This window comes from Streptomyces sp. NPDC021100, assembly GCF_044333095.1.
GTDB lineage: Bacteria > Actinomycetota > Actinomycetes > Streptomycetales > Streptomycetaceae > Streptomyces.
Map to the genome: position 1 here is coordinate 484,660 of NZ_JBIRQH010000001.1, position 12,321 is coordinate 496,980.

Sequence of the window (12,321 nt, forward strand, 5' to 3'; positions counted from 1 at the left end):
AGCCCCCCAGCCCCTCCGCGCCCTCGCTCCCAAAGGCGTTTCCCCAAGGTCCCCCCAAGACTCATCCCCAAAGACGGACGGAAGTCACCCCTGGTTGCCCGTTTGCGCAAGACCGCAAGTAAAGTGGGTGAGCCGCGGAGGACCGGAGACCGCGGAGACGGAGAACGCAGAGAAAGCAGGTGGCCGCCGTGCTGCGCAACGCCCTCGAACCCTGGCACCTCATCGTCGTGGTGCTCGTCCTCGTCGTGCTCTTCGGCTCGAAGAAGCTGCCCGACATGGCGCGTGCGCTCGGCAAGTCCGCGCGCATCCTCAAGAGCGAGGCCCGGGCCATGAAGGAGGACCCGTCGCCCGGAGCCACCGGGACCGCCTCCGGTGAGGCCACGGGAACCACCGCACCCGCGCCGGGCGGCAGCGCGAACCCCATCATCCCCACCACGGTCGAAAGCTCCCGCTGACCCCGGCTTCACCTCGTATTGCGCTGCCGTACACCCTCACTTGGTGAGCTTCCTCCGGCCGGGCACACCGCCGGCCCACGAGGAAGGAAAACACCATGGGTTCTCGTCCGTACGGGCGTCGTCTCGCCTGGGGCGCCGCCGCACTGCTCGTCGCCGGTGTCGCGGTGCCGGCCGCGGCCTCCGCCTCCGACGCCGGCCGCACGGACCGGACGGCCGAGTCGGCCGTCGCCGCCCAGGCCCACGGCCCGAAGAAGGCCAAGAACGTCATTCTGCTCATCGGTGACGGCATGGGCGACTCCGAGATCACCCTCGCCCGGGACTACACCGTGGGCGCGGGAGGCCGGCTGAACATGGACAAGTTCCCGATGACCGGCGCCTACACCACCTACTCGGTGGACAAGAACGGCAAGCCGGACTACGTCACCGACTCGGCGGCGAGCGGCACCGGCTGGGCGACCGGCCACAAGACCGTCAACGGCCGGATATCCAAGACGCCGGGCACCGACAAGCCGATGACCACGATCCTGGAGCTCGCCCAGCGCAACGGGCTCGCCACCGGCAGCGTCACCACCGCGGAGCTCACCGACGCCACCCCGGCCGTCCTCGCCTCGCACGCCACCGACCGCAGCTGCCAGGGCCCGGACGACATGAAGGCCTGCCCGAGCGACCGGATCGCCAAGGGCGGCCCCGGCTCGATCGCCGAGCAGAGCGTCGACCACAAGGTCGACGTCCTCCTCGGCGGCGGCAAGCAGCGCTTCGACCAGAAGATCACCGAAGGCCGCTACAAGGGGCTGACCGTCACCGAGCAGGCCCGGAAGCTCGGCTACCAGGTCGTCACCGACACCAAGGGCCTCGGCAAGGCGCGGTCCGGCAAGCCGGTGCTCGGCCTGTTCGCCCCCGGCAACGTCCCGGTCGAGTGGACCGGCAAGGCCGCCGCCCAGGGCGGCACCGCGCCGCAGCGCTGCGTGACGAACAACCCGGAGCGCACCGCCGGCACGCCCACCCTGGAGGAGCAGACCAAGAAGGCGCTCCAGCTGCTGGAGCAGAAGCAGCGCGGCAAGAAGGGCTTCTTCCTCCAGGTCGAGGGCGCTTCGATCGACAAGCGCGACCACCAGGCCGACCCGTGCGGCCAGATCGGCGAGACGGCCGCGCTGGACCGCGCGGTGAAGGTCGCCCGCGCGTACGCGGCCCAGCACCCCGACACCCTGGTCGTCACCACCGCCGACCACGGGCACACCAGCCAGATCGTGCCGCTGGAGGCCACCCCGCCCGGCCTGTCCTCGACGCTCGTCACCGACGAGGGGCAGCAGCTCAAGGTCAACTACTCGACCAACACCCCGGGCAAGTCCCAGGAGCACACCGGCACCGAGGTCCGCATCGCGGCCCAGGGCCCGCTGGCGGAGCGCGTCCTCGGCGTGACCGACCAGACCGAGCTCTTCACCACCATCCGGACGGCGCTCTCCCTGCGCTGACCGCCGCGCTGATCACCGGGCCGGCCGCCGGGCCGGGCATCGGCTGACCACCGGACCCGTGGGGCCCGGCCGACCGGAGGAACCCGGAGGCCGGGCCCCACGGGCTCTCCTGTGGGTTGTGCCAGTTATCCCGCCGGAACGTTGGTGGAATGCTCATCGCTCCGGGGGCGGGCGCGGTCAACACTGGGGGTTCGGATCATTCGCCCGCAGGAGGAACCCCCGATGTCCGGGTCGCGCGTCATCGCCCTCGGTCACTATCAGCCCGCCAAGGTGCTCACCAACGACGAGCTGGCGGCGATGGTGGACACGAGCGACGAGTGGATCCGCTCCCGCGTGGGCATCCACACACGGCGGATCGCCGGACCGGACGAGACCGTGGCCGCGATGGCCGGCGAGGCCGCGGCCAAGGCCCTCGCCACGAGCGGCCTCGACCCGGCCGCCATCGACCTCGTCCTCGTCGCCACCTGCACCGCCGTCGACCGCAGCCCGAACACGGCCGCGCGTGTGGCGGCCCGGCTGGGGCTCACCTCCCCGGCCGTCATGGACGTCAACGTCGTCTGCTCGGGCTTCACCCACGCCCTGGCCTCCGCCGACCACGCCATCCGCGCCGGCGCGGCGACGAACGCCCTGGTCGTCGGGGTGGAGAAGTTCACGGACGTGGTGGACTGGACCGACCGCTCGACGTGCGTCCTCGTCGGCGACGGCGCCGGCGCCGCGGTCGTCTCCGCCTCGGAGGAGCCCGGTATCGGCCCGGTGGTCTGGGGCTCCGTCCCGGACATGGGGCACGCCGTGCGCATCGAGGGCACCCCCTCCCGGTTCGCCCAGGAGGGCCAGTCCGTCTACCGGTGGGCCACCACGCAGCTGCCACCGATCGCCCGGTCCGTCTGCGAACGGGCCGGGGTCACCCCGGAGGAGCTGGCGGCGGTCGTCCTCCACCAGGCCAACCTGCGGATCATCGAACCCGTCGCCCGCCGCATCGGCGCCGTCAACGCCGTGGTCGCCACCGACGTCACCGAGTCCGGCAACACCTCGGCCGCGAGCATCCCGCTCGCCCTCTCCAAGCTCGTCGAACGCGGCGCCATCCCGTCCGGCGCGCCGGTGCTCCTCTTCGGCTTCGGCGGCAACCTCTCGTACGCGGGCCAGGTCATCCGCTGCCCGTGACCGGGTGAACGGCGCGGGAGCGCGGTCCTCCGGGGGTGTCCGATCCGTTCAAGACCGGCCCCGCGGCCCCTGCCTACGGTGCTCGCATGACACCTCGCACGACCCCTCCTGTGACTCCTCCTTCGGCACCTCGTTTCGACTGCACCGGCCTCGTCGTCGCCGACATGGCCTCCTCCCTCGCCTTCTACCGCCGCCTCGGCCTGGACATCCCGGCGGAGGCGGACGGCCAGCCGCACGTCGAGCACGTGCTGCCGAACGGCCTGCGGCTGCTGTGGGACACCGACGCGACCTACCGCTCCTTCGACCCCGACACCCGTCTGTCCACCGGCCCCGGCCGCGTCACCCTGGGTTTCGCGTGCGACGGCCCCGCCGGGGTGGACGCCGTCTGGGCCGAGCTGACGAAGGCCGGCTACACCGGGCACCAGGCACCGTGGGACGCGGTCTGGGGGCAGCGGTACGCGATCGTGCTGGACCCGGACGGCAACGCGGTGGACCTGTTCGCCGCCCTGGAGACCCCTTCGGCTTCGGCGGGCTAGCCGCCACCGGCCGACCGTCATGGGACGCGGATCACCGCTCCCGGACGCCGACGGACGACGCGAGGTCACCGCCCGCGCACCAGCTCGCCAAGCGTCGTCCCGGTCAGCCGCCGCACCTCGCGCGCCAAGTGGGCCTGGTCGGCGTAACCGCACGTCGCGGCCACGTCAGCGAAGCGGGCGCCGGTCCGGGCCAGCTCCAGTGCCCGGTTCGCCCGCAGCACGCGGGCGAGCGTCTTCGGCCCGTACCCGAAGGCGTGGAGGGAGCGCCGGTGCAGCTGCCGTTCACCGAGGCCCAGCCGGGCGGCCAACAGGGACACCGGTTCGCCGCGCCGGGCGGACGCCAGGACGGCGGCCGCCACGGGGTCGTACGCGTCCGGGCCCGCTGCGCCGCCGACGACGTCCTCCAGGGCGCGCCCGGGCAGGGGCGCCTCCGCCACCCGCCGGGCGGCGAGCCGCGCCCGGCGGCCGGGCCACAGGTCGTCCAGCGGCACCCGCCGGTCGCGGAGCTCGTGCGCCCGCACCCCCAGCAGGGCCGCGCCGGTGCCGGGAAGGAAGCGCACCCCGGTGTACACGGCCCCCGGTACCGCCTCGACGAGATGTGCCCCGGTGTCCGGGCCCGCCACGACCAGCCGCCCGCCGACCGCGATCAGATCCATGCAGCCGTCCGGGACGACCCGCACGGGATCGGCGGACACATCCGTCCGGGTCCACACGACCGCCCCGGGCAGCCGGCGCGAGGGCCGCTCCCGGTAGCCGGCCGACGAGTCGGGCACTAGGGCGACTCCCGCAGGTAGAGCGCCCCGCAGGAGTGGCAGATGGGAACCTTGCCGGTGCCCCAGAGGTCGACGGAGCGGATGGCCGCGCCCGGGTCGAGCTCACGGCCGCACATCCCGATCAGGCCGTCGCCTTCACGGACCACGTGCCACGTCTTGACCGCGGGGTCGATGTCGTCCGGCGAGCTGCCGTCCGCGTATTCGGCGCGCAACTCGTGTTCCATACGGCCTCCTCCTGGTTCTTCCCGTGCTCCACGATGCGCCGGGCCCCGTGGGAGCGCCACCGGCACCGGAAGCCGACCTCAGAACACCGACCACCCCGTCAGCGTGGTGAAGTGGTCCAGCGCGGCGACGCCCGCCACCGAGTTCCCGCGCGCGTCCAGCCCCGGGCTCCAGACACAGAGCGTGCAGCGCCCGGGTATGACGGCGATGATGCCGCCGCCTACTCCGCTCTTGCCCGGCAGCCCCACCCGGTAGGCGAAATCGCCGGCGGCGTCGTAGGTGCCGCAGGTCAGCATCACGGCGTTGATCTGCTTCGCCTCCCGGCGCGGCAGCAGCCGGGTGCCGTCGGCCCGCAGCCCGTGGCGGGCCAGGAAGCCGCCGGCGAGGGCCAGGTCCCGGCAGTTCATCTCGATGGAGCACTGCCAGAAGTAGTGCTCCAGGACCGTGGGCACGGGGTTGTCGAGGTTGTCGTAGCTGGCCATGAAGTGGGCGAGGGCCGCGTTCCGGTCGCCGTGCTCGGACTCCGACCTCGCCACGGCGGGATCGAAGGACACCTCCGGATTCCCGCTCTCGGCGCGCAGGAACTCCAGCATCGTGGTGCTGGCGTCGCCCGTCAGCGTCTGCAGCCGGTCGGTGACGACGAGCGCTCCCGCGTTGATGAACGGGTTGCGCGGGATGCCGTTCTCGTATTCGAGCTGCACGAGGGAGTTGAAGGCATTTCCGGACGGTTCCGTTCCGACCCGCTCCCAGATCTTGTCCCCGCCCTCGGCCAGCACGAGCGCCAGTCCGAAGGCCTTGGAGATCGACTGCACGGAGAACGGCCGCTGCCAGTCCCCCACGCCGTAGACGCCCCCCGAGACGTCGGCGACCGCCATTCCGAACTGCCCGGTGTCCATCCCCGCCAGGGCCGGAATGTACTGGGCCGCCTGACCGCGGCCCACCAGCGGGCGCGCGAACGCGGCTACCTCTTCGAGGACGGCCTGGTAGTCCACTGGCGTGCGCTTTCTGTCTCCGTACCGACGTGCGACATCCGGCCTGCGGCCGAATCGGCTCGCACGATATCCGAACACCCCGATAACCTGCGAACTTTTCGGTAGAACAGGGCCATTCAGGCGTATACGACAGGGCGTGCGCCGCCGGAACCGTCGAGGAGCCCAGGCCGTGGCCGCACCCATGTCCGCCGAAGCACTGCTCACCGTCCTGAGAGCGGAAGGCTCCACCGTCGTCGAGGTGCCCGGCTGGCGCACCCACAACCGGGCCGGCCACGGGCCGTGGGGCCCGGTCCACGGAATCATCGTCCACCACACGGCCACCACCGGCACGGAGAACACCGTCCGCCTCTGCTGGCAGGGCACCGACTCCCTGCCCGGCCCACTGTGCCACGGGGTCGTGGGCAAGGACGCCCGGATCCACCTCGTCGGCTGCGGGCGCGCCAACCACGCCGGCGGCGGCGACCCGGACGTCCTGCGGGCCGTCATCGAGGAGCGGCGCACACCGCCTCCGCGGCGTTCCGACGCCGACGGGAACACCTACTTCTACGGCTTCGAGTGCGTGAACCTGGGCAATGGGACGGACCCCTGGCCGGAAGCACAGCTGGAAGCGGTGGAACAGGCGGCGGCAGCGCTCTGCCGGCACCACGGGTGGACCGAGCGGTCCGTGATCGGGCATCTGGAGTGGCGGCCGGGGAAGATCGACCCCCGCGGCTTCACCATGGACGGGATGCGGGCCCGCATCCGTGACCGGCTCACCTGACGGCCGGGCGGGCAGCGCCCTCCGGCGGGCCCCACCGACGGGTCTCCCGCGGAGCTCGGCGACGTCCCCCGTCCGGGACTCGCCGACAATGGGAGCGTGACCGGCCCGTCTCCCCTCGCCTCCTCCGTACCGCTGGACCTCGCCGCCCTGCGGCCCCGGCTGCCGTCCCCCGTCGTCGAACTGGCCGACGAGCGGTTCACCCGCCATGGCGTACGGCTGCTGCTCAAGCGGGACGACCTGATACATCCCCGGCTGCCCGGCAACAAGTGGCGCAAGCTGGAGCCGAACCTGCGGGCCGCCGCGGCCTCCGGCCGGTCCACGCTGCTCACGTTCGGCGGCGCCTACTCCAACCATCTGCGGGCCACCGCCGCCGCGGGCCGCCTGCTCGGCTTCGCCACCATCGGTGTCGTCCGCGGCGACGAGCTCGCGGACCGGCCGCTGAACTGGTCGCTGGCGCGCTGCGCGGCCGACGGCATGCGCCTGCGCTTCGTCGACCGGTCCACCTACCGCCGCAAGACCGAGCCGGAGGTGCTGGCCGCGCTCGGGGCGGACGGCTGCCACATCGTCCCCGAGGGCGGCAGCAACGCCGCCGCCGTCCACGGCTGCGCGGTGCTCGGCCGCGAACTGCGCGCCGTCCTCGGGCCGGGGGACGTCGCCGCCGTCGCCTGCGGCACGGGCGGGACGCTCGCCGGGCTGGCCGCCGGACTCGGCGAGGGGACGCGCGCCCTCGGCTTCCCGGTACTCAAAGGCGGCTTCCTGGGCGCGGAGGTCGAGCGGCTGCAGACCGCGGCGTTCGGCGGCCGTCGGGGCGACTGGTCGCTGGACGACCGCTTCCACTGCGGCGGTTACGCCCGCACCACCCCCGAGCTGGACGCCTTCGCCGACGACTTCGCCGCCCGTCACGGCCTGCCGCCGGAACGGCTGTACGTGGCCAAGGCGTTGTACGGCCTGACGGCACTCGCCGAGGAAGGGGCGTTCGCACCGGGCACGACGGTCGCCGCGATCATCACGGGCGGCCCCGATCCTCAACCCCAGCCGGACCAGGCTTAGGAGCCGGCGGACGGGGCGGACGGCGCCCGGTCCGCCCGGCGCCCTCGCGCGCCCGGTGGACCCGCGTCGTCGTCCGTTCCGTACGCCGTTCATTCCGCCGCCTCCTCCCGGTACGCCGCGGCCTCCTCCAGGTCCAGCCGCCGCAACAGCGTCCGCAGCATCTCGTCGTCGATCCGCCGCGCGTCCCGCAGGGCCACGAAGACCTCGCGCTCGGCCTCGATGACCTCCCGGGTAAGCCGCCGATAGGTGTCGTCCGCCGACTCCCCGGTGGTCTCGTGCACGGCACCGAGCCGCTCCCACACCGCGTTGCGGCGGCGCTCCAGGACGGCGCGCAGGCGGTCGGCGAGCGGCTGGGGCAGGGTGTTGCGGTCGTCGGCGAGGAGTTCGTCGAGCCGGCGCTCCGCGGCGGTGGACGCCTCGCTCTGGGCCTGCGCCTCGGCGAGGGTGGCGGAGCGCGGATCGCGGCCCGGCAGCCGCAGCGCGCGGATCAGCGGGGGCAGGGTGAGGCCCTGCACCACGAGGGTGCCGATCACCGTGGTGAAGGTGAGGAACAGCACCAGGTTGCGCGCCGGGAAAGCGTCCCCGCCATGGGTGGTGACGGGGATCGAGAAGGCGATGGCCAGCGAGACGACCCCGCGCATCCCCGCCCAGCCCACGACGAAGGTGCCGCGGGCGGTGGTCTCCCGTTCCCGTTCGCGGATCCGCGCGGACAGCAACCGCGGCAGGAACGTGGCCGGATAGACCCAGAGGAAGCGGGCGACGACCACGGCGAGGAAGACGGCCAGGGCGTACCAGGCCGCCTCGCCCGTCCCGTACTCCCCCACGCCGCCGACCACCACCCGGAGTTGAAGACCGATCAGGGCGAAGACGGCGGACTCCAGGACGAAGGCGACCATCTTCCACACGGCCGCCTCCTGGAGCCGGGTGGCGAAGTCCACCTGCCAGGAGCGGTGCCCGAGGTAGAGGCCGACCACCACGACCGCGAGCACACCGGACGCCTCCACCTGCTCGGCGGCGGTGTAGGCCACGAAGGGAATGAGGAGGGAGAGGGTGTTCTGCAGCAGCGGGTCCCGCAGCCGCTTGCGCAGCCAGTGCAACGGCACCATGAGAACCAGGCCGACCCCGACGCCGCCCAGCGCCGCCACCGCGAACTCCCGCATCCCGCCCGCCCAGGTGGCGCCCTCGCCGACCGCGGCGGCCAGCGCCACCTTGTACGCGGTGATGGCGGTGGCGTCGTTCACCAGGGACTCGCCCTGGAGGATCGTGGTGATGCGCGACGGCAGCCCCAGCCGGCGGGCGATGGCGGTCGCGGCGACCGCGTCGGGCGGGGCCACGACGGCGCCGAGGACGAGCGCCGCCGTCAACGGCAGGCCGGGCACCACCAGAAAGGCCGTACAGCCGACGGCGAGCGCGGCGAAGAGCACATAGCCGACCGAGAGCAGCGCCACCGGACGGGCGTTGGCGCGCAGGTCGAGGTAGGAACTGTCGAGCGCGGCGGTGTGCAGCAGCGGTGGCAGGACCAGCGGCAGCACGATGTCCGGGTCGAGGGTGTAGTCCGGCACGCCCGGCAGGTACGACGCGGCGAGCCCCGCCGCGACCAGCAGGAGGGGCGCGGACACGGGTGTCCTGCGGGCGGCGCCCGCGACGGCGGCGCTTCCCGCCACCAGTACCAGCAGTGGCATCACGTCCATCGGTGCCCGCCCATGTCCATGCCGTCCTCACCTTCTAATCTGGCCATCATGATCGAATGCCCGCACTGCGCCGAGCTGCCGCGCCCCGAGCCCGTCCCGCTGAGCGAGACCTGCCCCGAGTGCGCGACGGCCGGCAGCCACCCCGTCCAGCTCCGGTTGTGCCTGGTGTGCGGGCACGTCGGGTGCTGCGACTCGTCGCCGCACCGGCATGCCACCGCCCACTACGAGGAGACCGGCCACGCGGTGATGCGCAGCTTCGAGCCGGGCGAGTCCTGGCACTGGTGCTACGTCGACCGGCGCCTGCTGACCTGATCCTCCCCGGCGTTCCTTCGAACGTCCCCCTGATCCGACCCCGACGCGTCCCTGACTTTCCGCCCCTGAGCCGGGTCGGCGCCCGGGGCGCTGTCGGTGCCGCCCGCTAGCATGCAGGCATGATCCGATCCGCGACGCCCGCCGACGTTCCCGTCCTCCACGCGATGATTCGTGAACTGGCGGCGTACGAAAGGGCGCTGGGCTCCGCGCGAGCGACGGAGGAGCAGCTGCGTGAGGCGCTTTTCGGAGCGCATCCCGCGGTCTTCGCCTTGATAGCGGAGAGTGACGACCCCGGAACGGGGATTACGGAGGGCAGCGCGGCCCCGGCGGGCGAACCGGTGGGTTTCGCGCTGTGGTTCCGCAACTTCTCCACCTGGACGGGCACGCACGGTGTTTATCTGGAGGACCTCTACGTGCGGCCCGCGGCGCGAGGCGGCGGGCACGGCCGGGCGTTGCTCGCCGAACTGGCCCGCATCTGCGTGGAGCGCGGCTACCAGCGTTTCGAATGGTCAGTACTGGACTGGAACGAACCGTCGATCCGCTTCTACGCGTCGCTCGGCGCGGAGCCCATGGACGAATGGACGGTGCACCGGATATCGGGCGAACCGCTCCACGCCCTTGCGGCACTCGCGCAGAGTGACGAAAATCCCAACAGGGCGACCTCTCTTTCGATTTGAGACCGCAAGCCCCTAGCCACTTTCCGTGCTCATGGGTTTACCATGAGTGACAGTCGTGGGCCTGCGGCGCGGACCTCCAGATCGCGATAGCGTCGCAGCCGGAAATGTGCCGCGGCGGCCTTGTGCCATCCTCTCCCGGAGGGTGCACGGCCGACGCCCGTCAAAGCTCAAGAAGCTTGTGTCACCTTGGAGGTGAGGGTGTCCCCCATCGCAGGCGAGTCCGGGGCGACCCAGGACTTCGTGGAAGTCCGGCTGCCCGCTGCGGGTGCCTACTTGTCGGTCCTGCGGACGGCGACAGCCGGTCTCGCGGCCCGACTGGACTTCACCCTCGACGAAATCGAGGATCTGCGCATCGCCGTGGACGAGGCGTGCGCGATCCTCCTGCAACAGGCCGTGCCCGGCTCCGTACTGAGCTGCGTCTTCCGCCTCGTCGGCGACGCGCTCCGGGTGACAGTCTCGGCACCCACGACGGACGGCCGCGCGCCCGAGCGCGACACCTTCGCCTGGACGGTGCTCTCCGCCCTGGCCGGCGAGGTGGACTCCACCGTCGCGGACGACCGCACGGTCAGCATCAGCCTGCACAAGAAGCGCGGCGCCGGCCCCGGGCAGCCGTGACGGAAGAGGGGGCTCCGTGAGTACTGCATCGTCGCGGGAAGTACGCACCCCGGCCATCCCGCATCAGTCCGCCCGGCACCATCCGGGGAACGCGGCGGCTCTGGAGCCGGACGAGGCGAGTGACCGACCGGAGCGGGCGGACCACATGGATCAGCAGGACCAGCAGCGGCGGTCGCTCTCGCAGCCGCAGGACCGCAGCGGAGCGCGTGCCCTGTTCACCCGGTTGCGGTCGCTTCCCGACGGCTCCCCGGAGCGGGCGGAGCTGCGCAATCACCTGGTGCGGATGCATCTGCCGCTGGTCGAGCACCTGGCACGGCGGTTCCGCAACCGCGGCGAGCCGCTCGACGACCTGACCCAGGTCGCCACCATCGGCCTGATCAAGTCCGTGGACCGCTTCGATCCGGACCGGGGCGTGGAGTTCTCCACCTACGCCACCCCCACGGTCGTCGGCGAGATCAAGCGCCACTTCCGGGACAAGGGATGGGCGGTCCGCGTGCCGCGCCGGCTCCAGGAGCTGCGGCTGTCGCTGACCACCGCCACCGCGGAGCTCTCCCAGCGGCACGGCCGCGCGCCCACGGTCCATGAGCTGGCCGAACACCTCGGCATCTCGGAGGAGGAGGTGCTGGAGGGCCTGGAGTCGGCCAACGCGTACAGCACGCTCTCCCTCGACGTGCCGGACACGGACGACGAGTCGCCCGCCGTCGCCGACACGCTCGGCGCGGAGGACGAGGCCCTGGAGGGCGTCGAGTACCGCGAGTCCCTCAAGCCCCTGCTGGAGGACCTGCCACCACGCGAGAAGAAGATCCTTCTGCTGCGGTTCTTCGGCAACATGACACAGTCGCAGATCGCTCAGGAGGTCGGCATCTCCCAGATGCACGTCTCGCGACTGCTCGCCCGCACCCTCGCCCAGCTCCGCGAGCGGCTGCTCGTCGAGGAGTAGTCACCTCGTCGGGAAGTGGCCGCCACGACCGGACGTCGGGGAGCTCGGGCCCGGCGTCCGGGGTACCGCGACCCGCTCGGGAACGACGGCTCAGGACTCCCGCGGGCCGATCCCCAGCGCCTCGGTGGCCGTCGGGTTCACCAGCAGCCCCAGGGTGAGCATGGCGGCGAGCGCCAGCACCACGCCCGCGGCGATCAGGCCGCCGCCCCCGTTGATCAGCGACCAGGCGACAGGGAATGCCACGAGCTGGGTGATCAGTGCGGGTCCCCGGCTCCAGCGGCGGCGCAGCAGCAGGCCACGGGCCGCCGCCAGCGGCAGCAGGGCCAGGACGACCATGGTCGCCCCGCCCGTCACCGCCTGCCGCGGGCTGTCCGGCTTCCCGAGCAGCCCCATGACCAGGATGTACAGCCCGCCGACCAGCAGGGCCAGCCCCTCCAGGCCGGCCAGCGCGGCGGCCGCCGTCAACCGGGCGGGCCGCGGACCGGCCGGCTCCGGGACGTCGGGTGCCTTGCTTCCGCCGCGCTCGGGGGCGGCGCTCTTACGGGCGGACTTCGACGCGGACTGCTTGCTGCTCACCCCAGCAGGGTAGCCCCGCCCCGTCCCGACCGGTCGCGCCCGGGCGATCCGGCGACGCGGCGGGCCGGGGCGGCGAGACCTGAGGTGGG

15 protein-coding genes are annotated in these 12,321 nt (G+C 72.6%); 10 read left to right on the top strand and 5 right to left on the bottom strand.

Annotated elements, in window-relative coordinates:
• The first annotated feature begins 188 nt into the window (after positions 1 to 188).
• From tatA to ACH4PU_RS02225, 4 genes are all read left to right on the top strand, one after another.
• A complete protein-coding gene (tatA, locus tag ACH4PU_RS02210) occupies positions 189 to 455 on the top strand; it encodes a Sec-independent protein translocase subunit TatA (RefSeq protein WP_398264650.1) in 267 nt (88 codons plus the stop codon).
• A gap of 95 nt (positions 456 to 550) precedes the next feature.
• Entirely contained in the window at positions 551 to 1,927 is a 1,377-nt protein-coding gene (locus ACH4PU_RS02215) for an alkaline phosphatase (protein WP_398264652.1), read from the top strand.
• 222 nt (positions 1,928 to 2,149) lie between these two features.
• The gene (locus ACH4PU_RS02220; RefSeq protein ID WP_398264654.1) at positions 2,150 to 3,088 is read left to right on the top strand and encodes a beta-ketoacyl-ACP synthase III; all 939 of its coding nucleotides are present in this window, start codon (positions 2,150 to 2,152) and stop codon (positions 3,086 to 3,088) included.
• Between the two features lie 86 nt (positions 3,089 to 3,174).
• Positions 3,175 to 3,624: a VOC family protein gene (locus ACH4PU_RS02225; RefSeq protein WP_398264656.1), complete on the top strand. Its 450-nt coding sequence runs from the start codon at positions 3,175 to 3,177 to the stop codon at positions 3,622 to 3,624.
• A 65-nt stretch (positions 3,625 to 3,689) separates the two neighbouring features.
• Here ACH4PU_RS02225 and ACH4PU_RS02230 read toward each other — a convergent pair whose 3' ends face one another.
• The 3 genes from ACH4PU_RS02230 to ACH4PU_RS02240 form a co-directional block, all read right to left on the bottom strand.
• Positions 3,690 to 4,397: a helix-turn-helix domain-containing protein gene (locus ACH4PU_RS02230; protein WP_398264658.1), complete on the bottom strand. Its 708-nt coding sequence runs from the start codon at positions 4,395 to 4,397 to the stop codon at positions 3,690 to 3,692.
• On the bottom strand, positions 4,397 to 4,621 hold the full coding sequence (locus ACH4PU_RS02235) for a hypothetical protein (RefSeq protein ID WP_185940248.1): 225 nt from the start codon (positions 4,619 to 4,621) through the stop codon (positions 4,397 to 4,399). Before ACH4PU_RS02235 ends, ACH4PU_RS02230 begins: the two co-directional genes overlap by 1 nt.
• A 78-nt stretch (positions 4,622 to 4,699) precedes the next feature.
• The gene (locus ACH4PU_RS02240; RefSeq protein ID WP_398264661.1) at positions 4,700 to 5,611 is read right to left on the bottom strand and encodes a glutaminase; all 912 of its coding nucleotides are present in this window, start codon (positions 5,609 to 5,611) and stop codon (positions 4,700 to 4,702) included.
• Between the two features lie 181 nt (positions 5,612 to 5,792).
• On the opposite strand from ACH4PU_RS02240, the gene ACH4PU_RS02245 reads away from it, so the two are divergent.
• On the top strand, positions 5,793 to 6,371 hold the full coding sequence (locus tag ACH4PU_RS02245; RefSeq protein WP_398265334.1) for an N-acetylmuramoyl-L-alanine amidase: 579 nt from the start codon (positions 5,793 to 5,795) through the stop codon (positions 6,369 to 6,371).
• 96 nt (positions 6,372 to 6,467) lie between these two features.
• Positions 6,468 to 7,421, top strand: a complete 954-nt coding sequence (locus ACH4PU_RS02250; RefSeq protein WP_398264663.1) for a 1-aminocyclopropane-1-carboxylate deaminase/D-cysteine desulfhydrase — start codon at positions 6,468 to 6,470, stop codon at positions 7,419 to 7,421.
• A gap of 89 nt (positions 7,422 to 7,510) precedes the next feature.
• Here ACH4PU_RS02250 and ACH4PU_RS02255 read toward each other — a convergent pair whose 3' ends face one another.
• Entirely contained in the window at positions 7,511 to 9,112 is a 1,602-nt protein-coding gene (locus tag ACH4PU_RS02255; protein ID WP_398264665.1) for a Na+/H+ antiporter, read from the bottom strand.
• A 48-nt stretch (positions 9,113 to 9,160) separates the two neighbouring features.
• On the opposite strand from ACH4PU_RS02255, the gene ACH4PU_RS02260 reads away from it, so the two are divergent.
• From ACH4PU_RS02260 to ACH4PU_RS02275, 4 genes are all read left to right on the top strand, one after another.
• A complete protein-coding gene (locus tag ACH4PU_RS02260; RefSeq protein WP_398264667.1) occupies positions 9,161 to 9,424 on the top strand; it encodes a UBP-type zinc finger domain-containing protein in 264 nt (87 codons plus the stop codon).
• Between the two features lie 119 nt (positions 9,425 to 9,543).
• Positions 9,544 to 10,101 carry a GNAT family N-acetyltransferase gene (locus tag ACH4PU_RS02265; RefSeq protein WP_398264669.1) on the top strand — a complete coding sequence of 186 codons (558 nt, stop codon included), beginning with the start codon at positions 9,544 to 9,546 and terminating at the stop codon, positions 10,099 to 10,101.
• A gap of 198 nt (positions 10,102 to 10,299) precedes the next feature.
• On the top strand, positions 10,300 to 10,716 hold the full coding sequence (locus tag ACH4PU_RS02270) for a hypothetical protein (protein ID WP_004937609.1): 417 nt from the start codon (positions 10,300 to 10,302) through the stop codon (positions 10,714 to 10,716).
• Positions 10,717 to 10,732: 16 nt separating this feature from the next.
• Positions 10,733 to 11,656, top strand: coding sequence for an RNA polymerase sigma factor SigF (locus tag ACH4PU_RS02275; RefSeq protein WP_152262356.1), 924 nt, complete (start codon positions 10,733 to 10,735; stop codon positions 11,654 to 11,656).
• A 90-nt stretch (positions 11,657 to 11,746) separates the two neighbouring features.
• Here the strand turns inward: ACH4PU_RS02275 and ACH4PU_RS02280 are convergent, their stop codons facing one another.
• Positions 11,747 to 12,232, bottom strand: a complete 486-nt coding sequence (locus ACH4PU_RS02280; RefSeq protein WP_398264672.1) for a hypothetical protein — start codon at positions 12,230 to 12,232, stop codon at positions 11,747 to 11,749.
• Between the last annotated feature and the right edge of the window lie 89 nt (positions 12,233 to 12,321).